Origin of the sequence: Streptomyces formicae (assembly GCF_002556545.1) — a bacterium.
GTDB classification, from domain to species: domain Bacteria; phylum Actinomycetota; class Actinomycetes; order Streptomycetales; family Streptomycetaceae; genus Streptomyces; species Streptomyces formicae_A.
On the sequence record NZ_CP022685.1, the window covers coordinates 8,041,075 to 8,067,049 of the forward strand.

Below are 25,975 nucleotides of genomic sequence, written 5' to 3' on the forward strand. Positions count from 1 at the left end.
CCCGGGACGTTAGTTGCTGTCGCGCACGCGGTCCATGGGGAGTCGGACCACGGTGTCCCGAGTCACAGGGGCGTCGCCGGTACGCAGAGCGTCCATCTCACTGTCGCTCAACGCGCGGTCGTAGACCCGTACTTCGTCGATGGAGCCGGTGAAGTGGGCCCGGCTGTCCATGCGTTGTCCGACGTGCACGCCGAAGGGCGAGTTGCGGCTGACCGAGCCCGGCACGTCGGCGGTGCTGAGCGCCGTGCCGTCCAGGAAGAGCGTCAGCTGCCCGGCGCCCCGGCGTAGCGCGACGTGGTGCCACTGGCCGTCGTTGTACGCGCCGGTGGTGCGCACGGAGGCGGACTTCGGGGGCGCGGCGCCGTCCCGGGTGGTGATGAGCCCGGTGACGCGGTTGCTCGCGGGCTCGCCGCGCAGCCACACCTGCGGCTGGTTGGTCCCTATGCCGCCCATCCACAGCAGCGGCTGCTCACCGGTGGTCGCGGAGTAGCGGAACCACAGGGAGGCGGTGAAGTCCTTTGCCCCCAACGGGAGTTGGCGCCGGAAGGGCAGGCGCACGGCGTCGTCCGTGCCGTCGAAGGCGAGCGCGCCGCCGAACCGCCCCTCGGTCTCGGCGGCCCCGCCGAGCACCGCCGCGGGACGGGCGCCCCCGGCCAGGTCGCGGGTCGTCGGGTCCTGGCCCCTGCGCGGCTTGAGCCAGTCCTCGGTGAACCGCGCGAAGCGGATCTCGTCGCGCGCGTCGACCGCGCCGCCCTCGTACATCAGGCCCACGTGCGCGCCGTCGGCCCGCACCAGGTCCGAGTAGCCGGACCAGTCCGTGGTCACCGTCGTGCCCCGGTCCACGCTGTCCCAGGTGCGCCCGCCGTCGTACGACGAACGGATCTGCAGGGTGCGGCGCCGGTCGGGGTCGCCGGGGCAGGCCAGCAGCATGCGCCCGCCGAACCACAGCGTGGAGCCCTGCACTTGGGGTGTGTAGAGGTCGGGCAGGGCCCGGAAGGGGGCGGCGAACGAGGAGCCGCCGTCGTAGCTGATCGCGTGCGTGCGGTGGCCGAGGTCGGTGCCGTCCTGCTCGCGGCCGCTGACGTAGACCGCGCCGTCGGGCCGCTCGGTGAGGGTCATCTCGGACGGCTTCTGGCGGAACGTGCCGTCGTCGGCGATCGGGTACGAGTCCTTCGCGCCGATCCGCCAGTGGTCCCCGCCGTCGTCGCTGATGATCAGCGCGGCGTGGTTGGCGGTGACCCGACTGCCGTTCCACGTCTCGGCGTTGACGGAGAAGGCGAGCCGCCCCGCGTGCTTGCCGCGGGTGAGCTGGATGCCGTGCACGGGCCCGGTCGCGTACCAGGAGTTCCAGTCGGCGGGCAGGATCTCGTCGCTCAGGTCGCGCGGCGCCGACCAGCTGGCCCCGTCGTCGTCGCTGTACTGGAGGTGGGGCGTCCGGTCGCACGGCACGTCGCAGTTCTTGCCGTCCGTGCGGCCGGTGTTGTACGTCTCCGCGAGCAGCACGCGGCCGCTCTCGCGGTCCACGACCGGCGCCGGATTGCCGTGCGTGTCGCCCGCGCCCTCGTTGATCACCTGGAGCGGTCCCCAGGTCCTGCCGCCGTCGTGGGACCGCTTGAGCACGAGGTCTATGTCACCCGCGTCGCTGCAGTCGTTGACCCGCCCCTCGGCGAAGGCCAGGAGCGTGCCCTTGGTCGTCTTCACCACGGCCGGAATGCGGTAACAGGCGTACCCGGGATCCTGGGAGGCCCTGAACAGGACCTGCTGCTCGAACGGCGGCGTCTGCGCGGCCTGCGCCGAGGGCGCGGGCAGCAGGGCTCCGACGGCCACCGCCGTCACGGCAGCGGCGGCGGTACGGAGCGATCTGAGGCGTACACGGAGACTCGATGGCATGGTGCGGACCGCCCTTCATGGCGATGGCGACTCATGACGGTGACGTCGGACAGTGAGTGACCTGACATCCTGACATCCCACGTCCGACGTGCGTGCCACAGACGCTACTTGGGCGCTTCGGCACCCCACAAGAAGCGTGCGTCAGGGGATCAGGACGACCTTGCCCCGATTGCTCCGCGCCTCGATGACCTCGTGCGCCCGTGCCGCGTCCGCGAGGGGGAACTCCGCGTGCGCGGCGGGCCGCAGCTCCCCGGCCGCGAACAGCCGCCACAGTTCGCGCCGCCACGTCTCGTACACCCGAGGCTTCCCGCGCGCGACGAGCGCCATCTGGAAGCCGATGACCGACTTGGCGCCGACGAGCAGGTCGTACGCCGCCACGGTCCCGCCGCCCGAGCTGTAGGCGACCAGCCGGCCGTGCGGGGCGAGGGAGGTGACGGCGGGCGTGAGCAGGTCGCCGCCGACCGCGTCCAGGACGTAGTCGACGGGCTCGCCCCACGTCTCTTCTCCGTACGTGACGACCTCGTCGGCACCGAGCCCGCGCACGAAGTCCGCCTTGCCGGGGCAGGACACGGCGGCCACGACGCGCGCCGCGCCTCTCGAGCTGGCGAGTTGCAGGGCGAGATGGCCCACCCCGCTGGCGGCCGCCGTGACGAGCGCGGACTCGCCGGGCTCGGGGCGGGCCGCGTCGAGCGCGCCGTACGCGACGAGGCCCGACCGCACCAGGGCGACCGCCTCCACGGCGCTCGCCCCCGCGGGGACGGGGGAGGCCATCGCGGTGTGCAGGAGGGCGAAATCCGCGTACCCGTGCCCGAAGACCAGACCGGTGACGCGGTCGCCCGGCGCGTACCCGGTGACGCCCTCGCCGAGCGCGACCACGGCACCGGCGACCTCCCCGCCGAGCACGATCGGATCGCGGGGCTCGCGGACCTTGCGTACGACGGGGAGCGTCACGCCGACCGCCTCGACGCGCACGAGGAGCTCGCCGGGGCCGGGCTCGGGGACGGGGGCCTCTTCCATGAACAGGACCTCGGGACCACCGCTGTGCTCGTACCGGACGCGACGCATCGGCACCACCTCCAAGGGACGGGATCGTTGGGAGCTCCAACGATGCTTGACCTTAGGGCACCTATCGTTGGGATGTCCAATGATTCTCGGCTAGGCTTCCCCCATGCCCACGACACCGCCCGCACCCAGCACCATCCGCACCCTGCCCAGCTGGCTGCTCGGCCGCGCGGCGGCCCGTGGCCGTGGCCTGGTCGCCGACGCGCTGGCCCGGGAGGGGCTGAAGATGTGGCACCACGTGGTGCTCTCCGCCGTCGCGGACCTCGGCCCCGTCGCCCAGGCCGAGCTGGGCCGCAGCGTCTCGCTCGACCCCAAGGACGTGGTCGGCGTCATCAACGACCTCCAGGCCGAGGGGCTCGTCGACCGCGCGCCCGACCCCACCGACCGGCGCAAGAACGCGATCACCATCACGGACGGGGGGAGGCGGCTCGTGACGCGCTGTGCGGCGGCGGCCGAGCGCGCCAACGACGACCTCCTCGCACCGCTCTCGGCGGCCGAGCGCGAGCGGTTCCTGGCGATGCTGACCAGGATCTCGGGTGTCGACGAAGGCCGGGACGACAGGGCCTAGGGCAGTGGGCCCGACCGGCGCAGGGGGCGCTCCCCGCCGGTCGGGACCCCGCCGCCGTGCGGCGGAAAGCCCGGGTCAGCCCTGGGAGGCCGCGGCCCGCAGGGCGACGCGGTGCTCGCCCGCGTACACGTTCATGGAGGAGCCGCGCAGGAAGCCGACCAGCGTGAGGCCCGTCTCGGCGGCCAGGTCGACGGCGAGCGAGGACGGCGCGGAGACCGCGGCGAGCACCGGGATGCCCGCCATCACCGCCTTCTGCGCGAGCTCGAAGGAGGCGCGTCCGGAGACCAGCAGGACCGTCCGGGACAGCGGGAGCCGCCCCTCCCGCAGCGCGCGGCCGACCAGCTTGTCGACGGCGTTGTGCCGCCCCACGTCCTCCCGCAGGTCGAGCAGCTCGCCCTCTTCGGAGAAGAGCGCCGCCGCGTGCAGCCCTCCGGTCTTGTCGAAGACGCGCTGGGACGCGCGCAGCCGGTCGGGGAGGCTCGCGAGCAGCTCGACGTCGATCCTGACCGGGGGAGTGTCGGAGATCGGGAAGCGCGCCGTGGTGCGCACCGCGTCCAGGCTCGCCTTGCCGCACAGGCCGCAGGACGAGGTGGTGTACACGTTGCGTTCGAGGGTGATGTCGGGCAGGACGACGCCGGGCGCCGTCCGCACGTCCACCACGTTGTAGGTGTTCGATCCGTCCTCGGTCGCCCCCGCGCAGTAGACGATCGACTGCAGCTCCTCGGCGGAGCCGAGCACGCCCTCGCTCACCAGGAAGCCCGCCGCGAGCGCGAAGTCGTCACCCGGCGTGCGCATGGTGATGGCGAGCGGCTTGCCGTTCAGCCGGATCTCCAGGGGTTCCTCGGCGACCAGGGTGTCGGGGCGCTCCGAGACGTGCCCGTCCCTGATCCGGATCACCTTGCGTCGCGCCGTGACTCGTCCCATGTCTTGATCAGTCCCGGTTCTGTACGTGCTGGTAGCCGAAGCGGCCCTTGATGCAGAGGTTGCCGTGGGTCACCGGATTGTCGTGCGGCGACGTGACCTTCACGATCTCATTGTCCTGCACGTGCAGCGTCAGGTTGCAGCCGACTCCGCAGTAGGCGCACACCGTGGTCGTCTCGGTCTGCGCGGCTTCGTCCCAGGTGCCGGCGGCCCGCATGTCGAACTCCGACGTGAAGGTGAGGGCACCCGTGGGGCAGACCTCGATGCAGTTGCCGCAGTACACGCACGCCGAGTCGGTCAGCGGCGCGTCGTGCTCGACGGCGATGCGGGCGTCGAAGCCGCGGCCCGCCACCGCGATCGCGAAGGTGTTCTGCCACTGCTCGCCGCAGGCGTCGACGCACTTGTAGCAGAGGATGCACTTGTCGTAGTCCCGTACGTACAGGTCGTTGTCGACCCGGGGCTCCTCGTTCACGCGGGCCGCGTCGGCGCCGAACCGCTCGGGCTTCGCCTCGTACTCCTTCAGCCAGCCCGCGACCTTCGGCGTCGTCGACATGTCGACGGACGAGGCGAGGAGTTCGAGGACGATCCTGCGGCTGTGCCGGGTGCGCTCGGTGTCCGTGCGCACGTCCATGCCGGGCTCCGCCCTGCGGGAACAGGCCGGGGCGAGGGTGCGGGCGCCCGCCACCTCCACGACGCAGACCCGGCAGGCGTTCTTCGGGGTGAGGGTGTCGCCCTCGCAGAGGGTGGGCACGTCCTTGCCCGCGGCGCGGCAGGCGTCGAGGATCGTGGCCCCCTCCGGGACCCTGGCCTCCTGGCCGTCCAGGGTGAACTCCACCAGACGGCGCGGCGGTTGGAGCGGGATCGCGGTCATTCGTACGCCCCCAAGCGGTCGATGGCGGATTCCACGGCGTTCCACGCGGTCTGGCCGAGACCGCAGATCGAGGCGTCCCGCATGGCCCGCCCCACGTCGCGGAGCAGCGCGATGTCGTCGGCGGCGGCCGCACCGGTCCGTCCGGCGATGCGGTGCAGGGCCTCCTCCTGGCGGACGGTGCCGACCCGGCACGGCACGCACTGGCCGCACGACTCGTCGCGGAAGAACTCCGCGATGCGCAGCAGGACGCGGGGGAGCGGCACGGTGTCGTCGAGGGCGAGCACCACGCCGGAGCCGAGCGTGGTCCCGGCGTCCCGCGTCCCCTCGAAGGTGAGGGGAATGTCCAGCTCGTCGGGCCGCACGAAGCCACCGGCCGCCCCGCCGAGCAGGACCGCGCGCAGGTTGTCGGGCTTTCCCGCGAGGTCCAGGAGCTCGCCGAGGGTGGCGCCGAAGGGCAGTTCGTAGACGCCTGGCCGTTCGACGCTCCCCGCCACGCAGAAGAGCTTGGGCCCGGTGGACTTCTCCGTGCCGATCGCGGCGTACGCCTCGGCGCCCATGGTGAGGATCGGCAGGACGTTGACGAGGGTCTCCACGTTGTTCTCGGCGGTGGGCTTGCCGAACAAGCCCTTCTCCACGGGGAAGGGCGGCTTGGCGCGCGGCTCGCCTCTGTACCCCTCGATGGAGTTGAACAGGGCGGTCTCCTCGCCGCAGATGTAGGCACCCGCGCCCCGCCTGATCTCGATGTCGAAGGCGTACCCCTGCCCCAGGACGTCGTCGCCGAGCAGCCCACGCGCGCGTGCCTGTGCGACGGCGTGCTCCAGGCGGTGCAGGGCGCGCGGGTACTCGCCGCGCAGGTAGAGGTAGCCGAGGTGGGCGCCGACCGCGTACCCGGCGATGGTCATCGCCTCGATCAGCGCGTACGGATCGCCCTCCATGATCACCCGGTCCTTGAAGGTGCCGGGCTCGGACTCGTCGGCGTTGCAGACGAGGTAGTGCGGGTGGTCGGGCTGCGCGGCGGTGGCCCCCCACTTCCTGCCCGTGGGGAACGCGGCGCCGCCTCGTCCCACGAGTCCGGACTCCGTGACCTCGCGGATGACGTCGGCGGGGCCGATGGCCAAGGCGCGGCGCAGGGCGGTGTAGCCGCCGTGGGTGCGGTAGTCGTCCAGGGACGACGGGTCGACGGTGCCGATGCGGTCGAGGAGGATCAGGCCGGGGTGTCCCGCCTGGGGGACGGCCAACGCTGCGGGGGGCTCTGCGGGGGCGGTCTCGGGGGCGGTGGCTGTGGCGGTGATCGTGTCGGGGGTGGCGGGAGCGACGACTGCTTGAGCGGCCACGGGGTTGCTGTCCCCGGGGCTCCGCCCCGGACCCCGCTCCTCAAACGCCGGAGGGGCTGATCGCGCTCCGCGCTCGTCCTCAAGTGCCGGACGGGCTGAATTCGGTCCGGTGGGATCTTCAGCCCGTCCGGCGCTTGAGGACGAACTCGGCGGAGCCGGTGATGACATCGGTCCCGCCCGCACCACCAACGCCGCAGGCGCCCGCTCGCACAGCCCCAGACAGGGGCTGGCCTCCACCGCGACCCCGGACGTGGACGCCAACCGGTCGGAGACCTCCCCGCACAACTCCGCGCCGCCGCAGGCGAGATCCGTGCACACCCGTACGACCGTGCGCGGCCTCGGCCGCACCGAGAACATGGAGTAGAACGTGGCCACCCCATAGCCCTCGGCGGGAGGAACCGTCAGCCGCCTGCACACGTAGTCGAGGCCGCCCTCGCTGATCCACCCCACCCGGTCGTTGAGCGCGTGCAGCCCCGGCAGCAGCAGATCCCGCCGCTCCCGCGCCGCACGGCCACCCCGCGCCCAGCGCAGATCCGCTTCGCTGCGCTCGTCGGCGCCTTCCCACGAGGAATCCGGCGGCCCGAGCACCGCGTCGACCGCCGCCCGCTCCTCGTCCGTCGGCTTGCTGTCACCGAAGCGCAGATCCATACGTCACCTCACCTCACACCACGGACGCGGGCAGCTTGTCGATCCGGATCGCCGCGGCCTTGAACTCCGCCGTCCCCGCGATCGGGCAGTTCGACTCGATCGTCAGCTGGTTGGTGTCGACCTCGTCGGGAAAGTGCATGGTCATGAAGGCGAGCCCGGGGCGCAGACCGGGGTCGACCCAGACGGGGGCCGTGACCGTGCCGCGCCGCGAGGAGACCCTGACCTCCTCGCCCACCACGACGCCGTACCGCTCGGCGTCCTCCGGGCACAGCTCGACGTACTCGCCGCGCCGCAGCGGAGAGGCGAAACTCCCGCTCTGCACACCGGTGTTGTACGAATCCAGGCGCCGCCCCGTGGTCAGCCGGATCGGGTACGACTCGTCGGTCAGGTCGACCGGCGGGTCGTGTTCGACGATCCCGAACGGGGCGGGCGTGCCGCGCCGTTCCGGGTCGGACTCCCACAACCTGCCGTGCAGGTACGTCGGTTCGACCCCGTCGATGTCGGGGCAGGGCCACTGGATGCCCTGGAGCTCCGCAAGACGGTCGTACGTCATGCCGTAGTGATCCGGCGAGACGGACCGCAGCTCGTCCCAGACGGCTTGCGCGTCCGCGTACTTCCACGGGTGGCCGAGGCGCCCGGCGAGATCGCAGATGATGTCGATGTCCTCGCGGGCCTCGCCCGGCGGCCGCACGGCCTTGCGCACCCGCTGCACCCGCCGCTCGCTGTTGGTCGTCGTGCCGTCGGTCTCCGCCCACCCGGCGGTCGCGGGCAGCACGACGTCCGCCAGCTCGGCGGTCTTGGTCAGGAAGATGTCCTGCACGACGAGGAAGTCCAGGGCCCGCATCCGGCGCACCGCCTGCTCGCTGTCGGCCTCCGACTGCGCGGGGTTCTCGCCGACGCAGTAGACGGCCTTGAGCGTGCCCTCCTCCATCGCCTCGAACATCTCCGTGAGGGTCAGGCCGTAGCGGGGCTGGATGACGGTGTCCCAGGCCGACTCGAACTTCAGCCGGGCTTCGGGGTCGAGGATGTCCTGGAAGCCGGGCAGGCGGTTGGGGATGGCGCCCATGTCGCCGCCGCCCTGCACGTTGTTCTGCCCGCGCAGCGGCTGGAGGCCCGAGCCGAAGCGGCCCACGTGGCCGGTCAGGAGCGACAGGTTGATCAGGGCGCGCACGTTGTCCGTGCCGTTGTGGTGCTCGGTGATGCCGAGCGTCCAGCACAGCTGGGCCCGCTCGGCCCGCGCGTAGGCGTGCGCCAACTCCCTTATCGCGGCGGCGGGGACGCCCGTCACCTTCTCGGCGAGGGAGAGCGTCCACGGCTCGACCAGGGCCGCGTACCGGTCGAAGCCCGTCGTCGCCCGCTCGATGAACGCGCGGTTGGCGAGGCCCGCGTGGATGATCTCGCGGCCGATCGCGTGCGCCATCGGGATGTCCGTGCCGACGTTCAGACCGAGCCAGCTCTCGGCCCACTCGGCGGTTTTGGTGCGGCGCGGGTCGACCGCGTACATCCGCGCGCCGTTCCTGATGCCGCGCAGCACGTGCTGGAAGAAGATCGGGTGCGCGAAGCGGGCGTTGGAACCCCACATCACGATGAGGTCCGTGTGCTCGACCTCTTCGTACGACGAGGTCCCGCCGCCCGAACCGAAGGCCGAGGAGAGACCCGCGACGCTCGGCGCGTGACAGGTGCGGTTGCAGGAGTCGACGTTGTTGGTGCCCATGACGACCCGGGCGAACTTCTGCGCCACGTAGTTCATCTCGTTGGTCGCGCGGGCGCAGGAGAACATCCCGAAGGCGCCGCGCGCCGCGCCGAGTCCTTCGGCCGCGCGGTCCAGCGCCTCGTCCCAGGTGGCCCGGCGGAAGGGCGCGTCGCGGGAGTCGCGGACGAGCGGGTGGGTGAGCCGGGTGTACGTCTTGGGGGCGCGGTCACGTTTCTTGCTCATGCGGCGGTCCTCCACGGGCTCATGCGGCGGCCCTCGATGCGAGCAGGTCCGAGATGGCGTGCACGGTGCGCAGCGTCGGCACGGGGACACCGGTGATGTCCGCGAGCTCCACGACGGCGGCGAGCAGGACGTCGAGTTCCAGGGGCTTGCCGCGCTCCAGGTCCTGGAGGGTGGAGGTGCGGTGGTCGCCGACGCGTTCGGCGCCCGCGAGGCGCCGCTCCACGGAGATGTCGGGCTCGCAGCCGAGGGCGGCGGCCACCGCGAGCGTCTCGTTCATCATGATCTCGATGACCCGCCGGGTGCCGCCGTGCAGGCACATCTCGCGCATGGTGGCGCGGGCGAGCGCGCTGATCGGGTTGAAGGAGATGTTGCCGAGCAGCTTGATCCAGATGTCGCCGCGGAGTTCGGGTTCGACCGGGCACTTGAGGCCGCCCGCCACCATGGCCTCGCTGAAGGCCGCGCAGCGCGCGGAGCGGGAGCGGTCCGGCTCGCCGATGGAGAACCGCGTGCCCTCCAAGTGGCGTACGACGCCCGGACCTTCGAGCTCGGTGGCCGCGTAGACCACACAGCCGACGGCCCGTTCGGGCGCGAGCACGGCGCTGACCGCGCCGCCCGGGTCGACGCTCTCGACGCGGTGGCCGTCGTGCGGTCCGCCGTGCCGGTGGAAGTACCACCAGGGGATGCCGTTCTGCGCGGCGATCACCGCGGTCGACTCGTGGAGCAGGGGCTCGATCAGCGGCCCGCACGCCGCGTACGAGTTGGCCTTGAGGCCGAGGAAGACGAAGTCGACGGGCCCGATGCCGGCCGGATCGTCGGTGGCGTGGGCCCGCGCGGTGAAGTCGCCGCGCGGGCTGAGGACGCGTACGCCGTGCTGCCTCATGGCCGCCAAGTGGGGGCCACGGGCCACGAGATGGACGTCGGCACCAGCGCGGTGCAGCGCGGCTCCGACGTAGGCGCCGATCGCACCGGCACCGAGGACTGCGACTTTCACGGTGGGGCGCTCCATTCGGTTGAGGGCCGAGGAACGGAACGTGGGAGGGAACGAGGAACGGAACAGGAGACGGAACAGGCGACGGAACGAGGAACGTATGGAGAAAACGTCGACGGAATATTGTCTACAGTATGGAAGTTGGGGCGGCAAGGGGTGGCGCGCGAGATGGCCCGCCGCCGACCCGCCCCGTGCGACCTCTTCCCAACTCCGCCGTCGGTTTCTACCGTTCGGGATCATGAGGCCCCCCGTCGCACCCCCCGGCTGGAGCCGCTGGCTCGTGCCGCCCGCCGCCCTCTCGGTCCATCTCTCCATCGGCCAGGCGTACGCCTGGAGCGTCTTCAAGCCGCCCCTCGAATCCGCCCTCGACCTCAGCGGCACCCAGAGCGCGCTGCCCTTCCAGCTCGGCATCGTCATGCTGGGCCTGTCCGCCGCCTTCGGCGGCACGCTCGTCGAGCGCAACGGACCGCGCTGGGCGATGTCCGTCGCACTCGTCTGCTTCTCCTCCGGCTTCCTGCTCGCCGCGCTCGGCGCCGCGACAGGCCAGTACTGGCTGATCGTGTTCGGCTACGGCTTCGTCGGCGGGATCGGCCTCGGCATCGGCTACATCTCCCCGGTCTCCACCCTGATCAAGTGGTTCCCCGACCGTCCCGGCATGGCCACCGGCATCGCGATCATGGGTTTCGGCGGCGGCGCGCTCATCGCCTCGCCGTGGTCGGCGCGGATGCTGGACTCCTTCGGCACGGACGGACACGGCATCGCGCTCGCGTTCCTGGTGCACGGCCTGACGTACGCCGTCTTCATGTCGCTCGGCGTGTTCCTGGTGCGCGTCCCGCGCACGGAGGGCGCGCGCGGGCCCGGCGTGCCCGGGGTGCTCGACGGGCCGCAGGTCTCGGCCCGCTCCGCCGTGCGCACCCCGCAGTTCTGGTGCCTGTGGGTGGTGCTGTGCATGAACGTGACCGCGGGCATCGGCATCCTGGAGAAGGCCGCCCCGATGATCACGGACTTCTTCGCGGACACCTCGACGCCGGTGTCCGTCTCCGCCGCGGCCGGCTTCGTGGCCCTGCTCTCCGCGGCCAACATGGCGGGACGCATCGGCTGGTCCTCGGCGTCCGACCTGATCGGCCGCAAGAACATCTACCGCGTCTACCTCGGCGTCGGCGCGCTCATGTACCTCCTGATCGCCCAGTTCGGGGACGCCTCGAAACCGTTGTTCGTCGTCTGCGCGCTGGTGATCCTCTCCTTCTACGGAGGCGGCTTCGCGACCGTCCCCGCCTACCTGAAGGACCTCTTCGGCACCTACCAGGTCGGTGCCATCCACGGCAGGCTGCTCACCGCCTGGTCCACGGCGGGGGTCCTCGGGCCGCTGATCGTGAACCGCGTGGCCGACCACCAGGAAGAGGCGGGCAAACACGGCTCCGCGCTCTACGGACTCTCCTTCACGATCATGATCGGCCTGCTCGTCGTGGGCTTCGTCGCCAACGAACTCGTCAGGCCCGTCCACCCCCGCCACCACGTGCCCGCCCCGAAGGAGGACACCGACGATGACCACGCCGCCAAGCGCACCGCCCCGTAGCCGTCGCGCACTGACCCTTTTCGCGTGGCTTTGGGTGGGTATTCCGCTCGCCTACGGCCTTTACGAGCTCGTACACAAGGCCACCCAGCTGTTCACCGGGTGACACGATGATGAGAAGCATCCAAACGAGGCGCGCCTTTCCTGTCACATTACGTACCCCGTTACTCGCGAGTCGCTGAGCAGACTGGAGGATCCCGCAGCTCCGGCAATACATAAGGGGACCCGTACATGCACGGCTCGCGCATCGTCGCCGTCGGCCACTACCAGCCCGCCAAGGTGCTCACCAACGCGGACCTGGCAGGAGTGGTCGACACCAGCGACGAGTGGATCCGCTCCCGGGTGGGCATCCGCACCCGCCACGTCGCGGGCCCCGAGGAGCCGGTCGACGAGCTGGCCGCGCACGCGGCCGGCAAGGCCCTGGCCGCCGCGGGCCTGACGCCCGACGCCATCGACCTGGTCCTGGTCGCCACCTCCACGGCCATCGACAGGTCACCGAACATGGCGGCCAGGGTCTCCGCGCGGCTCGGCATCCCCTCGCCCTCCGCCATGGACCTCAACGTGGTCTGCGCGGGCTTCACGCACGCCCTGGCCACCGCCGACCACACGCTGCGGGCCGGGGCGGCGACCCGCGCCCTGGTCATCGGCGCGGACAAGATGTCCCAGGTCACCGACTGGACGGACCGCACCACCTGCGTCCTGACCGGCGACGGGGCGGGCGCCGCGGTGGTCGAGGCGTGCGGACCCGGCGAGGAGCCCGGCATCGGAGCCGTCCTGTGGGGCTCAGTGCCCGAGATGGGCAATGCCGTGCGCATCGAGGGCACCCCGCCGCGCTTCGCCCAGGAGGGCCAGAGCGTCTACCGCTGGGCCACGACGCAGCTGCCGCCGCTCGCCCGCGCGGCCTGCGAGAAGGCCGGGCTCACCCCCGCCGACCTCGCGGGCGTCGTCCTGCACCAGGCGAACCTGCGCATCATCGAGCCGCTCGCGGAGCGCATCGGCGCCGTGAACGCCGTCGTCGCGCGCGATGTCGTCGACTCCGGGAACACCTCGGCGGCGAGCATCCCCATGGCCCTGTCCAAGCTGGTGGAGCGCGGCGAGCTCAGCTCGGGCGACCCGGTGCTGCTCTTCGGCTTCGGCGGCAACCTGTCGTACGCGGGGCAGGTCGTGCGCTGCCCCTGAGGGGCGTCCGTGTGACGGGCTCAACTCCCCCTGGCGCTGGCCCTTGTAGCTCGTAGACTGTAGACAAAAGGCAATCGTCGAGGAGGGGACCGCGATGTTGTCCACAGGACTGCCGCAGGGAGCGGTGCCCAGGCTCGAACGCCCCGGGCCGCTCAGGGAGCGGGTCTACGAGGCGCTGCTCGAACTCATCACGACCCGCTCGCTCCAGCCGGGACAGCACCTCGTCGAGAGCGAACTCGCCGGACACCTGGGCGTCTCCCGGCAGCCGGTGCGCGAGGCGCTGCAACGCCTCAACACCGAGGGCTGGGTCGATCTGCGCCCCGCCCAGGGCGCCTTCGTGCACGAGCCGACCGAGGAGGAGGCGGACCAGCTCCTGACGGTCCGTACGCTCCTGGAGGCCGAGGCCGCCCGGCTCGCCGCCGCGAACACCGGCACCGCGGGCATCACCGCGCTCGACGAGCTCTGCACCCGGGGCGAACAGGCCGTCGCCGACGGCGACGTGGACCAGGTGGTGACGCTCAACGCGGCCTTCCACGCCAAGGTGATGGAGCTCGCGGGCAACGTCGTCCTCGCCGAACTCGCCGGGCAGGTGGACCGCAGGGTGCGCTGGTACTACACGCCGGTGGCCCGCCAGCGCGGCAGCCAGTCCTGGATCGAGCACCGTGAACTGATCGCGGCGATCGCCGAGCGCGACGAACAGCGGGCCACCGCCATCATGCGCGCCCACACGGAGCACACGCGCAAGACGTACCACCAGCGCGACAAGGGCTGAGCTCCGGTCGCGCCAGGACAGTGTCGGCGACAGTGGTGGGAGAGACGACATGAGCGCTACGAACAACCGCATACGGCCCGCGATCAGCGAAGACGTGCCGACGGCCGTCAGGACGCTCGGCCGGGCCTTCGCCGACTACCCCTTCACCCGGCACGTGGTCGACGCCGACGACCACGAGGAGCGCGTCCGCCGCTTCCAGGAGCTCTTCCTCACCCGCGTCGGGATGGTCTACGGGCGCGTCTGGGTCGCGGGGGCGGGTCGGGCCGTCGCCGTCTGGACCACCCCGGACCGCGACCCGGCCCCCGGATTCGCCGCCGTCGGCCCGCTGATCGGTGAGCTGGCGGGCGCCCGCAAGGCGTGGTTCGACGCGGCCGACCGGGCGCTGCGTCCGCTGCGTCCCAGGCGCCCCGCGTGGTTCCTCGCCACGGTCGGCGTGGACCCCGACGCACAGGGCCAGGGGCTGGGCCGCGCCGTGATCGGACCCGGCATCGAGGCGGCCGACAAGGCGGGGTACCCCGCCTTCCTGGAGACGTCGACCGAACGCAACGTGGCGTTCTACCGGCGGCTCGGCTTCGCCGTCACCGCGGAGATCACCCTGCCCGACAACGGCCCGCGCACGTGGTGCATGCTCCGCGAGCCGAGGTAACGCACCTTTGTCCTGTGACTGGAGAAAGTCATGGGTAATTCCCGCGCAACTTCTTCCCACCCCCGGCAGGCACTGCTACGTTCCCCTCGAAAGCTTGAAAGAGGCCCGAAGACAACGGCGTTGTCCGAGGGCGCGGAACTGGCAGCCCGAAGAGGCGGGAGGGGCGCGTGAGACGTATGACGGCTCGACCCGCCAACGCGCACCAGGCGCGGTTGTTGCGGCTGCTGCGTGACGGGGGTCCCAACTCCCGTGCCCAGCTGGGCGATCAGGTCGATCTCTCACGGTCCAAGCTGGCCGTCGAGGTCGACAGGCTCCTGGAGACCGGACTCGTGGTCGCCGACGGACTCGCCGCCTCGCGCGGCGGCCGCCGCTCCCACAACATCCGCCTGGCCCCCGCCCTCCGCTTCCTCGGCGTGGACATCGGCGCGACCTCGATCGACGTCGCGGTCACCAACGCCGAGCTGGAGGTGCTCGGGCACATCAACCAGCCCATGGACGTGCGCGAAGGCCCGGTCGCGGTCTTCGAGCAGGTCCTCGCCATGGCGGCCAAGCTGAAGGCCACCGGGCTCGCGGAGGGGTTCGACGGCGCCGGGATCGGTGTTCCGGGCCCCGTGCGCTTCCCCGAGGGCGTACCGGTCGCCCCGCCGATCATGCCGGGGTGGGACGGCTTCCCCGTACGCGAGGCCCTCAGCCAGGACCTCGGCTGCCCCGTCATGGTCGACAACGACGTGAACCTCATGGCGATGGGGGAGCAGCACGCGGGCGTCGCACGCTCCGTGGGCGACTTCCTCTGCGTCAAGATCGGCACGGGCATCGGCTGCGGCATCGTCGTCGGCGGTGAGGTCTACCGAGGTACGACGGGCAGCGCGGGCGACATCGGCCACATCCAGGCCGAACCGGACGGCCGCCCCTGCGCCTGCGGCAACAAGGGCTGTCTGGAGGCCTACTTCAGCGGCGCGGCACTCGCCCGCGACGCCGAGGAGGCGGCCAGGGAGGGGCGTTCGGCGGAGCTCGCCACGCGGCTCGACGAGGCGGGGCGGCTCAGCGCCGTCGACGTCGCGGCGGCCGCCGCCGCGGGCGACGCCACCGCGCTCGACCTCATCCGGGCGGGCGGCAACCGCACCGGGCAGGTCATCGCGGGACTCGTCAGCTTCTTCAACCCCGGCCTCGTGGTGATCGGCGGCGGGGTGACCGGCCTCGGCCACACGCTGCTCGCCGCGATCCGCACCCAGGTCTACCGCCAGTCGCTGCCCCTGGCGACCGGCAACCTTCCCATCGTCCTGGGCGAGTTGGGGCCGACCGCCGGAGTCATCGGCGGCGCCCGGCTCATCAGCGACCACCTGTTCTCCCCGGCCTGACCCTCCCGGGCCCGGCCGGTACGCACCCGCACCTCGCGTACGCACCCGCACCTCGCGCACGCGGCACCACCCCACCAGCACCGGTACGCGCGCGGCCGCGCCGTGCCCGGAATCGCCCCACCCAGCACAGCGCTCTGCTCCGCCCTGCCCTGAGACCGGCACGCACGCACCTGCCTAGGGGAACGTCATGGCACCAGAACCACCGCTGCTCACCATGTCCGGCATCACCAAGTCGTTTCCCGGAGTCCGCGCCCTCGACGGCGTCGACCTCCAGGTCCTGGCGGGCGAAGTGCACTGCCTCCTCGGCCAGAACGGCGCCGGGAAGTCCACCCTCATCAAGGTCCTCGCGGGCGCCCACCAGCCCGACGACGGAGAGATCACCTGGCGCGGCGAGCGCACCACGCTGCGTTCGCCGATCGCGGCCATGCGGCTCGGCATCGCCACCATCTACCAGGAGCTCGATCTGGTGGAAGGGCTCTCCGTCGCCGAGAACGTGTACCTGGGGCACGAGCCGACCTCCGCCGGATTCGTGGTGCGCGGCCGTGTCGCCAGGGACTCAACTGCCGCGCTTCTGAAGCGACTTGGGCATGGTGAGATCGACCCGGGGAGGCTCGTGGGCGAGCTGTCCGCCGCCCAGCAGCAGATCGTCTCGATGGCTCGCGCCCTCTCCCACGAGGTGCGCCTCATCGTCATGGACGAGCCGTCCGCCGCCCTCGACCCCGACGAGGTCGACAACCTCTTCCGCATCGTCACCGCCCTCACGGCGGACGGCGTCGCCGTCGTCTACATCTCCCACCGCCTGGAGGAGATCCGCCGCATCGGCGACCGGGTCACCGTCCTCAAGGACGGGCGCGCCGTCGCGGGCGGCCTGCCCGCCAAGAGCACGCCGACCAAGGACGTCGTGGCGATGATGACGGGCCGCAACGTCGAGTACGTCTTCCCGGAGCGGGCGGACGAGAGCCCCCACCGTCAGGACGGCCAACCGGGCCTGCCCGAACCGGTGTTGACGGTGCGCGGCCTGTCGCGGCACGGCGAGTTCGCGTCCCTCGACCTCGACCTCTGCCCCGGCGAGATCGTGGGCCTCGCCGGACTCGTCGGCTCGGGGCGCTCCGAGATCCTGGAGACGATCTACGGCGCACGCAAGCCGAGCTCGGGCCAAGTAGCAGTAGAAGAACGGGTGTTGCGACCCGGCAGCGTCCGCTCCGCCGTCCGTGCGGGGCTCGGGCTCGCCCCCGAGGAGCGCAAGGCGCAGGCCCTGCTCATGCTGGAGTCCGTCACCCGCAACGTGTCGGTCTCCTCCATGTCCCGCTTCTCGCGCGGTGGTTGGCTCGACCGGGGCGGCGAACGCGAGGCGGCGCACACCGCCACACGGGAGCTCTCCCTGCGCCCCGACGATCCCTCTGTCCCCGTGCGCACCCTGTCAGGCGGCAATCAGCAAAAGGCCGTCCTGGCCCGCTGGCTGCTGCGCGGCTGCCGCGTCCTGCTGCTCGACGAGCCGACCCGCGGCGTCGACGTCGGGGCCCGCGCCGAGCTCTACGCGGTGATCCGCCGCCTCGCCGACGAGGGCCTCGCCGTACTCATGGTCTCCAGCGAGGTGCCCGAGGTGCTCGGCCTCGCCGACCGTGTCCTGGTGCTCCGCGAGGGCCGCGTCGTGCACACCGCGCCCGCCCGTGACCTCGACGAACACCGCGTACTCGACCTTGTACTCGAAGGGAGCCCGGCGGCATGACCCAGCCAGCCCCGGCGGCCGAGGCCGCCACCCGCAAGAGCGCCCCCGCCGACGGCGGAAGGCCGTGGCGCACCAAGCTGGTCCGCTTCGACGTGCGCACGCTCTCGCTGCTCGGTGTGCTCGCCGTCCTTGTCGTGATCGGCGGGATCACCCAGCCGGACTCGTTCCTCGACACGGACAACGTCCAACTCGTCCTCACCCAGGCATCCGTCATCGGCGTCGTCACCGTCGGCATGACGTTCGTGATCATCTCCGGCGGCATCGACCTGTCGGTCGGCGCGATCGTCGCGCTGGCGTCGGTGTGGGCGACGACGGTGGCCACCCAGGAGTACGGCTTCGCGGGCATCCTGTTCACGGCCGTGATCGTCGGCATGGGGTGCGGCCTGGTGAACGGGTTGCTCATCGCGTACGGCGGGATCGTGCCGTTCATCGCGACCCTCGCCATGCTGGCCTCGGGCCGCGGCCTGGCCCTCCAGATCACCGACGGCAAGACCCAGATGGTCACCGTCGACGGGGTGTTGGACCTCGGCCTGCGCGAGTCGTACGTCCTCGGCATCCCGCCGCTCGTCCTCGTCTTCGCGGCCGTCACGGTCGTCGGCTGGCTGCTCCTGAACCGCACCACCTTCGGACGGCGCTCCGTCGCGGTCGGCGGCAACGCGGAAGCCGCGCGCCTCGCGGGCATCGACGTCCGCAGGCAGCGGCTCTACCTGTATCTGCTCTCCGGCCTGTGCTGCGGCATCGCCGCCTTCCTGCTGATCGTCCTGTCCGGCTCGGGACAGAACACCAACGGCAACCTCTACGAACTCGACGCCATCGCCGCGGCGATCATCGGCGGCACGCTGCTCAGCGGCGGCCGGGGGACCATCACCGGATCCGTGCTCGGCGTGCTGATCTTCACCACGATCCAGAACATCTTCGCGCTCAACAACCTGGAGACCGCGACCCAGCAGATCGCCAAGGGCGCGATCATCGTCGCCGCGGTGCTCGTCCAACGTCGTACGGCCCACACTTCCTGAGCTGAGGGGTTCACCCATGCCAACCACCACGAGCCGCAGAGGGCTCCTCTTCGGAGCCGCCGCCCTGTCGGGCGGAGCGCTCCTCGCGGGCTGCACCAGCAACGAGTCCAAGGACGAGGACAGCGGGAACAAGGAGCAGCAGGTCGCCGACGAGAAGCCGGGCAAGGAGGTCACCATCGGCTTCGCGGGCCCGCAGGCCGACCACGGCTGGCTCAACGCCATCAACGACAACGCCAAGGAGCGGGCGAAGAAGTACGCGGACGTCACCTTGGAGTCCACCGAGGGTTCCAACGACACCGCGGCCCAGATCGGCCAGGTCGAGACGCTGATCAACAAGAAGGTCGACGTCCTGGTGATCCTGCCCGCCGACGGCAAGGCGCTCACCCAGGTCGGCCTGAAGGCGATGAAGGCGGGCATCCCCGTCGTCAACCTCGACCGCGTCTTCGCCTCCCCGCAGGCCTACCGCTGCTGGATCGGCGGCGACAACTACGGCATGGGCCTGAGTGCCGGGCACTACATCGGCGAGAAGCTCAAGGACAAGAAGAACGCCCGCGTCGTGGAGCTCGCGGGCCTGGACAACCTGGAGCTGACCAAGCAGCGCAGCAAGGGCTTCGACGACGCGCTGAAGAACTACCCGAACATCAAGAAGGTCGCCAGGCAGGCCGCCGACTTCACCGTCGAGTCGGGCCAGCAGAAGATGTCCCAACTCCTCCAGGCGCAGAAGAACTTCGACGCGCTGTGGAACCACGACGACGACCAGGGCGTGGGCGCCCTGCGCGCCATCGAGCAGGCGGGCCGCGACGACTTCCTGATGGTCGGGGGCGCGGGCGCGCTCTCCGCCTTCCAGGCCATCGAGGCCGACGACGGCGTCCTGAAGGCCACCGTCCTCTACCCGCCCACGATGGCCGCGTCGGCGATCGACCTGGCGCGCGCACTCGGGCAGGGCAAGGGCGTGAGCGGCATGGCGGAGTTCGAGATCCCGTCCTTCGTCACCTGCTACTCGGCCGTGGTCGACAAGGACAACGTCGAGCAGTACATGCCCACCGGCTTCAAGTGATGTGCCCGTTAGCAGCCCGCACCGAGCGTCGACGAGGAGGAGTACCGCATGCGTGAGACGGAACCCGAGGCGGGGAAGCGGCCGTTGGGGGTGGGCATGGTCGGCTACGCGTTCATGGGCGCCGCCCACTCCCAGGGCTGGCGCACCGTCGGGCGCGTCTTCGACCTGCCCGTCGAACCGGTGCTCTCGGCCGTCTGCGGCCGTGACGGCGGCGCGGTGCGCGCCGCCGCCGACCGTCTTGGCTGGGCGGCGGCGGAGACCGACTGGCGCGCCCTGATCGCCCGGGACGACGTCGACATCGTCGACATCTGCACGCCGGGCGACAGCCATGCGGAGATCGCGGTGGCCGCCCTCGAAGCGGGCAAGCACGTGCTGTGCGAGAAGCCCCTGGCGAACACCGTCGAGGAGGCCGAGGCCATGGCCGAGGCCGCGGGGCGGGCCCGCGCGCGGGGGCAGGTGGCCATGGTCGGCTTCAACTACCGGCGGGTGCCCGCCCTCGCGCTGGCCCGCAGGATGGTCGCCGAGGGTCGCCTCGGCGCGTTGCGCCACGTACGCCTGACGTACCTTCAGGACTGGCTGGTGGACCCGGAGTTCCCGCTCACCTGGCGGCTGCTCAAGGAGCGCGCGGGCTCCGGGGCGCTCGGTGACCTGGGGGCGCACATCGTGGACCTCGCGCAGTATCTGGCGGGGGAGCAGGTGGCCGGGGTCTCGGCGCTCACGGAGACGTTCGTGCGGGAACGGCCGCTTGTGGCGGACGCGGACGAGGGGGCGGGCGCCTCCGGTGGGCTCACGGTGGCGGGCGGCACCGCGGGCGGCGCCCGGCTCGGTGCCGTCACGGTGGACGACGCCGCCGTCTTCACCGGCCGCTTCCCCTCCGGCGCGCTCGCCAGCTTCGAGGCGACCCGCTTCGCCACCGGGCGCAAGAACGCGCTGCGACTCGAACTCAACGGATCTCACGGCTCGTTGGCGTTCGACCTGGAGCGGCTCAACGAACTGTCCTTCCACGACCACACCGAGCCCGCGGCGTCGGCGGGCTTCCGCCGGATCCTGGTGACCGAGCCCGACCATCCCTACCTGGAGGCGTGGTGGCCGCCGGGTCACGGACTCGGCTACGAGCACACCTTCGTGCACCAGGCCCGCGACCTGCTGCACGCCATCGCCACCGGAGCCGAGGCCGAGCCCTCGTTCACCGACGGGCTCTCCGTGCAGCGGGTGCTCGCGGCCGTGGAGGAGAGCGCCGCGAAGAACTCCGTGTACACGCAGATCCCCGCTTGAGCAGTCAGCCGATCGACGCCTGAGCAGTCCGCAGATCCCCGCCCGAGGAGGCCCCGTCATGCCCCGTAGGTTCACGCTCTTCACCGGCCAGTGGGCCGACCTGCCGCTCGAAGAGGTCTGCGCGCTCGCCAGCGACTTCGGCTACGACGGCCTCGAACTCGCCTGCTGGGGCGACCACTTCGAGGTCGACAAGGCGCTGGCAGACCCCGGCTACCTCGCGGGCAGGCACGCCCTGCTCGACAAGTACGGCCTCAAATGCTGGGCGATCTCCAACCACTTGGTGGGTCAGGCGGTCTGCGACGCGATCATCGACGAGCGCCACCGGGCGATCCTGCCCGACCGCATCTGGGGGGACGGCGAGGGGGAGGGCGTGCGGCAGCGGGCCGCCGCCGAGATCGAGAACACCGCGCGGGCCGCGGCGGCCTTCGGCGTCGACACCGTCGTCGGCTTCACGGGATCGGCGATCTGGCACCTGGTCGCGATGTTCCCACCGGCCCCCGAGTCCATGATCGAGCGCGGCTACGAGGACTTCGCCGAGCGCTGGAACCCGATCCTGGACGTCTTCGACGCGGAGGGCGTGCGCTTCGCCCACGAGGTGCATCCGTCCGAGATCGCGTACGACTACTGGACCACGCACAAGGCCCTCGAGGCGGTGGGCCACCGTGCCGCCTTCGGCCTGAACTTCGACCCCTCGCACTTCGTGTGGCAGGACCTCGACCCGGTCGGCTTCCTCTACGACTTCCGCGACCGGATCTACCACGTGGACTGCAAGGAGGCCCGGCGCCGCCTGGACGGCCGCAACGGCAGGCTCGGGTCCCATCTGCCGTGGGGCGACCCGCGCAGGGGATGGGACTTCGTGTCGGCCGGGCACGGGGACGTGCCGTGGGAGGACGTCTTCCGCATGCTGCGTTCCATCGCGTACGACGGCCCGGTCTCGGTGGAGTGGGAGGACGCGGGCATGGACCGCCTCCAGGGCGCGCCCGAGGCGCTCAAGCGTTTGAAGGCGTTCGACTTCGAGCCGCCGACCGCGTCGTTCGACGCGGCGTTCAACCGGTAGCTCGCCCCCACTTTGTCCTGCTCCAGGAAGAAGCTCAACTCCACTCCTGTGCAAAGGCTTTCGGCCAAGGACAAAGCTCGCTACCGTCCTTGGGATGTACAGGACATAGGACTCCGGGGTGACGGCGCACCCCGGCGCACGGAGCACCGCACGACACCCGCCCCCATCCGGAGGAACCCCCGTGCACAGGAAACGCCTGAGACTCCACAAAGCCCTCGCCCTGGCCACCGGCACGCTGCTCACCGGCGCCTCACTGGCCATCGCCGTACCGCAGGCGGGTGCCGTCCCAGCGGACCCGTCCTCGACGGCCGCCGCCCCCGTCGCCGAGGACTTCCAGCAGGTCACCCTGGCCAAGGGCGCGCCGGAGACGGGCGAGCCCATGACGCTCACCGTGCTCCCCGACCGCTCGGTCCTGCACACCTCGCGCGACGGCACGCTGCGCCTCACCGACGCCGCGGGCAACACCAAGGTCGCGGGCAAGATACCGGTCTACTCGCACGACGAAGAGGGCCTCCAAGGCGTCGGCCTCGACCCGAAGTTCAGCGAGAACCGCGCGATCTACCTCTATTACGCGCCGCCGCTCGACACCCCCGCGGGCGACGCCCCCGAGAACGGCACCGCCGAGGACTTCAAGAAGTTCGACGGCGTCAACCGCCTCTCCCGCTTCGTCCTGAAGGCCGACGGCACGCTCGACAACGCCAGCGAGAAGAAGGTCCTCGACGTCCCCGCGAGCCGAGGCACCTGCTGCCACGTCGGCGGTGACATCGACTTCGACAAGGACGGCAACCTCTACCTCTCGACCGGCGACGACTCCAACCCCTTCGCCTCCGACGGCTTCACGCCCATCGACGAGCGCGCCGACCGCAACCCCGCCTTCGACGCGCGGCGCAGCGCGGGCAACACCAACGACCTGCGCGGCAAGATCCTGCGCGTCAAGGTCGCCGACGACGGCTCCTACACCGTGCCGGACGGCAACCTCTTCGCCAAGGGCACCGAGAAGACCCGCCCCGAGATCTACGCGATGGGCTTCCGCAACCCCTTCCGGATGAGCGTCGACAAGCCGACGGGCATCGTCTACGTCGGTGACTACGGGCCCGACGCGGGCGCGGCCGACCCCAAGCGCGGACCCGCCGGACAGGTCGAGTTCGCCCGCGTGACCAAGGCGGGCAACTTCGGCTGGCCGTTCTGCACCGGCAAGAACGACGCCTACGTCGACTACGACTTCGCGACGAAGACCTCCGGCGCCGCCTTCGACTGCGCGGCGCCGAAGAACGATTCCCGGCACAACACGGGCCTGACCGACTTGCCGCCCGCGCAGGAGGCATGGATTCCGTACGACGGCGGATCCCTCCCCGAGTTCGGCTCGGGGTCCGAGTCCCCGATGGGCGGACCCGTCTACCGCTACGACGCCGCGAACACCTCCCCGGTGAAGTTCCCCGAGGCGTACGACGGCGACTTCTTCGCGGGCGAGTTCGGCAGGCGCTGGATCAAGCGCATCGAGCAGGGCGCGGACGGCACCGTCTCGAAGATCAACCCGTTCCCGTGGACCGGCACCCAGGTCATGGACATGGAGTTCGGCCCCGACGGCGCGCTCTACGTCCTGGACTACGGCACCGCCTGGTTCGGCGGCGACGAGAACTCCGGCCTCTACCGCATCGAGAACGCCACCGAGGGCCACTCCCCGGTCGTCGAGGCCGGCGCGTCCAAGACGAGTGGTCAGGCTCCGTTGCGGACCCAGTTCACCGCCAAGGCCACGGACGCCGAGGGCGGGACGCTCACCTACGCCTGGGACTTCGGCGACGGCGGCAAGTCGACCCAGCAGAACCCCACGTACACGTACAAGAAGAACGGCGTCTACACGGCGACCGTGACCGTCAAGGACTCCACCGGGCGCACCGGTTCGGCGAGCGCGCACCTCACCGTCGGCAACACCGCGCCCAAGGTGACCCTCGAACTCCCCGCCGACGGGCAACTGTTCACCTTCGGCGACAAGGTGCCCTTCAAGGTGAAGGTGACCGATCCGGAGGACGGCGCGATCGACTGCGCCAAGGTCAAGGTCACGCACATCCTCGGCCACGACAGCCACGGCCACCCGGTGACCTCCGCGAACGGCTGCTCGGGCACCATCCAGACCTCGGCCGACGGTGAGCACGACCCGAACGCCAACATCTTCGGGGTCTTCGACGCCGAGTACACCGACAAGGGCGCCAACGGCCAGCCCGCGCTGACCACCCACGACCAGAACGTCGTCCAGCCCAAGCACCGCCAGGGCGAGCACTACGGCGACTCCAAGGGCGTCTCGATCGTGAACCACGCCCCGGCGCACGGCGGCAAGACCGTCGGCGACATCCACAACGGCGACTGGGTCTCGTTCAAGCCGTACGTCCTCGGCAACGCCACCAAGCTGACCGCGCGCGTCGCGTCCGCCGGTTCCGGCGGCACCCTGGAGGTCCGCAGCGGCTCGGTCGGCGGCAGGCTCCTGGGCAGCGCGAAGGTCGCGCCGACCGGCTCGTGGGAGACGTACGCGGACGTCAGCACCGCCCTCTCCAAGCCGCCCAAGACGACCACCACCCTGTTCCTCGTCTTCAAGGGCTCGGGCACCGGAGCGCTCTACGACGTGGACGACTTCACCTTCACCACCAGCTGAGGAAGGGGCGAGCACCATGCGCAGACGCGCACGACTCATGACCGCGACCGCGGCGGCCGCACTCCTCATCGGGTGCGCCTCGGGCCCGGCGGCCTCACGACCCGGACCGGACGGCGGCAAGGCGGGGGAGCGGGTCCTGGTCTTCTCCAAGACCGCGGGATTCCGGCACGACTCGATCCCCACCGGCGTCGCGACCGTCAAGGAACTCGGTGCCGCGAACGGCTTCGCCGTCGACGCGACCGAGGACGCGGGCGCCTTCACGGCCAAGAACCTCGCGCGCTACGACGCCGTGGTCTGGCTGTCCACCACCGGTGACGTGCTGAACGCCGAGCAGCAGACGGCGTTCGAGAAGTACATCCGGGGCGGCGGCGCCTACGTCGGCGTGCACGCGGCCGCCGACACCGAGTACGACTGGCCCTTCTACGGGGGGCTCGCGGGCGCGTACTTCCAGTCGCACCCCGCGATCCAGCCCGCGAAGGTGCGGGTGGAGGACCACGCGCACCCGGCCACGGCCCACCTGGGCACGGCCAGCTGGGACCGCACCGACGAGTGGTACAACTACCGCGCCAACCCCCGGGGCAAGGCCCGCGTCCTCGCCTCGCTCGACGAGTCGTCGTACACCGGCGGCACCATGGCGGGAGACCACCCCATCGCCTGGTGCCAGGGCGACTACCAGGGCGGCCGCTCCTTCTACACGGGCGGCGGCCACACCAAGGAGTCCTACGCCGAACCGGCCTTCCGTCGGCACCTGCTCGGCGGAATCCGCTGGGCGGTCGGCGCCGCCCAGGCCGACTGCCGCCCGGAGAAGGGCTACACGCCGATCTTCGACGGCACGGCGGCCTCCCTCGCGGGGTGGAAACAGGCGGGCCCCGGCTCCTTCGCGCTGAAGGAGGAGGACGGGACGCTGACGACCACCGGCGGGATGGGCATGCTCTGGTACGACCGGCGTGAGCTCGGCTCGTACTCCCTCAAGCTCGACTGGCGGATGGCCGGTGACGACAACTCCGGAATCTTCGTGGGGTTCCCGCCCTCCGACGACCCCTGGTCCGCCGTCGACAAGGGCTACGAGATCCAGATCGACGCCACCGACGTCCCCGAGAAGACCACGGGCTCCGTCTACGGCTTCAAGTCCGCCGACCTGAAGAAGCGGGACAAGGCCCTCAACCCGCCGGGGGAGTGGAACACCTACGAGATCCGTGTCGAGGGCGAGCGCCTTCGTGTCTATCTCAACGGCGTGAAGATCAACGATTTCACCAACTCCGATCCGGCGCGCAGCCTGCGCCAGGGGCACATCGGCATCCAGAACCACGGTGACGCCGACGAGGTCTCCTTCCGCGACATCCGGCTGAAGGACCTGCCCGCGCGCCACTTCGGTCCACCCGCACCGACCACCTCGGGCGCGGGTCGCTAGACGGCGGCGGGCGGAGGACGCCGGACCTCCGCCCGCC

Annotated in this window: 21 protein-coding genes; 14 read left to right on the top strand and 7 right to left on the bottom strand. The window is 71.2% G+C overall.

From position 1 onward, the window contains the following. Positions 1–9 precede the first annotated feature (9 nt). Together KY5_RS35020 and KY5_RS35025 are read right to left on the bottom strand one after the other, a co-directional pair. On the bottom strand, positions 10–1,890 hold the full coding sequence (locus tag KY5_RS35020) for a sialidase family protein (protein ID WP_098245963.1): 1,881 nt from the start codon (positions 1,888–1,890) through the stop codon (positions 10–12). 141 nt (positions 1,891–2,031) lie between these two features. Further along, complete coding sequence (locus KY5_RS35025) at positions 2,032–2,955, bottom strand: quinone oxidoreductase family protein (RefSeq protein ID WP_098247685.1); 924 nt, start codon at positions 2,953–2,955, stop codon at positions 2,032–2,034. A 103-nt stretch (positions 2,956–3,058) separates the two neighbouring features. On the opposite strand from KY5_RS35025, the gene KY5_RS35030 reads away from it, so the two are divergent. After that, entirely contained in the window at positions 3,059–3,520 is a 462-nt protein-coding gene (locus KY5_RS35030; protein WP_098245964.1) for a MarR family winged helix-turn-helix transcriptional regulator, read from the top strand. A 75-nt stretch (positions 3,521–3,595) separates the two neighbouring features. Here the strand turns inward: KY5_RS35030 and fdhD are convergent, their stop codons facing one another. From fdhD to KY5_RS35055, 5 genes are read right to left on the bottom strand one after another with little or no spacing between them, the layout of a single operon-like run. Beyond that, positions 3,596–4,444 (bottom strand): formate dehydrogenase accessory sulfurtransferase FdhD, encoded by an 849-nt coding sequence (fdhD, locus tag KY5_RS35035; protein ID WP_098245965.1) that lies wholly within the window; start codon positions 4,442–4,444, stop codon positions 3,596–3,598. Between the two features lie 7 nt (positions 4,445–4,451). Next, on the bottom strand, positions 4,452–5,312 hold the full coding sequence (locus KY5_RS35040) for a 2Fe-2S iron-sulfur cluster-binding protein (protein ID WP_098245966.1): 861 nt from the start codon (positions 5,310–5,312) through the stop codon (positions 4,452–4,454). Then, on the bottom strand, positions 5,309–7,294 hold the full coding sequence (locus KY5_RS35045) for an NADH-ubiquinone oxidoreductase-F iron-sulfur binding region domain-containing protein (RefSeq protein WP_098245967.1): 1,986 nt from the start codon (positions 7,292–7,294) through the stop codon (positions 5,309–5,311). The genes KY5_RS35040 and KY5_RS35045 overlap by 4 nt, the downstream gene beginning before the upstream one ends. Before the next feature lie 13 nt (positions 7,295–7,307). Further along, entirely contained in the window at positions 7,308–9,230 is a 1,923-nt protein-coding gene (locus KY5_RS35050) for a molybdopterin oxidoreductase family protein (RefSeq protein WP_098247686.1), read from the bottom strand. Between the two features lie 19 nt (positions 9,231–9,249). Further along, positions 9,250–10,221: a 2-dehydropantoate 2-reductase gene (locus KY5_RS35055; protein ID WP_098245968.1), complete on the bottom strand. Its 972-nt coding sequence runs from the start codon at positions 10,219–10,221 to the stop codon at positions 9,250–9,252. A gap of 235 nt (positions 10,222–10,456) precedes the next feature. Here KY5_RS35055 and KY5_RS35060 point away from each other — a divergent pair, with 235 nt between their 5' ends. The 13 genes from KY5_RS35060 to KY5_RS35115 all read left to right on the top strand — a co-directional run bounded on the left by KY5_RS35060 (position 10,457) and on the right by KY5_RS35115 (position 25,938). After that, positions 10,457–11,794 (top strand): OFA family MFS transporter, encoded by a 1,338-nt coding sequence (locus KY5_RS35060; RefSeq protein ID WP_098245969.1) that lies wholly within the window; start codon positions 10,457–10,459, stop codon positions 11,792–11,794. Beyond that, entirely contained in the window at positions 11,763–11,897 is a 135-nt protein-coding gene (locus KY5_RS43305) for an MFS transporter small subunit (RefSeq protein WP_418952841.1), read from the top strand. The genes KY5_RS35060 and KY5_RS43305 overlap by 32 nt, the downstream gene beginning before the upstream one ends. A 125-nt stretch (positions 11,898–12,022) precedes the next feature. Beyond that, positions 12,023–12,970: a beta-ketoacyl-ACP synthase III gene (locus tag KY5_RS35065; RefSeq protein ID WP_098245970.1), complete on the top strand. Its 948-nt coding sequence runs from the start codon at positions 12,023–12,025 to the stop codon at positions 12,968–12,970. Between the two features lie 94 nt (positions 12,971–13,064). Further along, on the top strand, positions 13,065–13,742 hold the full coding sequence (locus KY5_RS35070) for a GntR family transcriptional regulator (RefSeq protein WP_098245971.1): 678 nt from the start codon (positions 13,065–13,067) through the stop codon (positions 13,740–13,742). A gap of 49 nt (positions 13,743–13,791) precedes the next feature. After that, on the top strand, positions 13,792–14,388 hold the full coding sequence (locus KY5_RS35075) for a GNAT family N-acetyltransferase (RefSeq protein WP_098245972.1): 597 nt from the start codon (positions 13,792–13,794) through the stop codon (positions 14,386–14,388). 176 nt (positions 14,389–14,564) lie between these two features. Next, positions 14,565–15,746: an ROK family transcriptional regulator gene (locus KY5_RS35080; RefSeq protein WP_098245973.1), complete on the top strand. Its 1,182-nt coding sequence runs from the start codon at positions 14,565–14,567 to the stop codon at positions 15,744–15,746. Positions 15,747–15,933: 187 nt separating this feature from the next. Next, positions 15,934–17,475: a sugar ABC transporter ATP-binding protein gene (locus tag KY5_RS35085; RefSeq protein WP_098245974.1), complete on the top strand. Its 1,542-nt coding sequence runs from the start codon at positions 15,934–15,936 to the stop codon at positions 17,473–17,475. Next, the gene (locus tag KY5_RS35090; RefSeq protein WP_098245975.1) at positions 17,472–18,491 is read left to right on the top strand and encodes an ABC transporter permease; all 1,020 of its coding nucleotides are present in this window, start codon (positions 17,472–17,474) and stop codon (positions 18,489–18,491) included. Before KY5_RS35085 ends, KY5_RS35090 begins: the two co-directional genes overlap by 4 nt. Before the next feature lie 16 nt (positions 18,492–18,507). Continuing rightward, positions 18,508–19,548, top strand: coding sequence for a substrate-binding domain-containing protein (locus tag KY5_RS35095; RefSeq protein ID WP_098245976.1), 1,041 nt, complete (start codon positions 18,508–18,510; stop codon positions 19,546–19,548). Between the two features lie 48 nt (positions 19,549–19,596). Then, entirely contained in the window at positions 19,597–20,823 is a 1,227-nt protein-coding gene (locus KY5_RS35100; protein ID WP_098245977.1) for a Gfo/Idh/MocA family protein, read from the top strand. A 58-nt stretch (positions 20,824–20,881) separates the two neighbouring features. Continuing rightward, positions 20,882–21,880, top strand: coding sequence for a sugar phosphate isomerase/epimerase family protein (locus KY5_RS35105; RefSeq protein ID WP_098245978.1), 999 nt, complete (start codon positions 20,882–20,884; stop codon positions 21,878–21,880). 181 nt (positions 21,881–22,061) lie between these two features. Then, positions 22,062–24,527: a PQQ-dependent sugar dehydrogenase gene (locus KY5_RS35110; RefSeq protein WP_098245979.1), complete on the top strand. Its 2,466-nt coding sequence runs from the start codon at positions 22,062–22,064 to the stop codon at positions 24,525–24,527. A 16-nt stretch (positions 24,528–24,543) separates the two neighbouring features. Further along, positions 24,544–25,938, top strand: coding sequence for a ThuA domain-containing protein (locus KY5_RS35115; RefSeq protein WP_098245980.1), 1,395 nt, complete (start codon positions 24,544–24,546; stop codon positions 25,936–25,938). Positions 25,939–25,975: the final 37 nt, after the last annotated feature.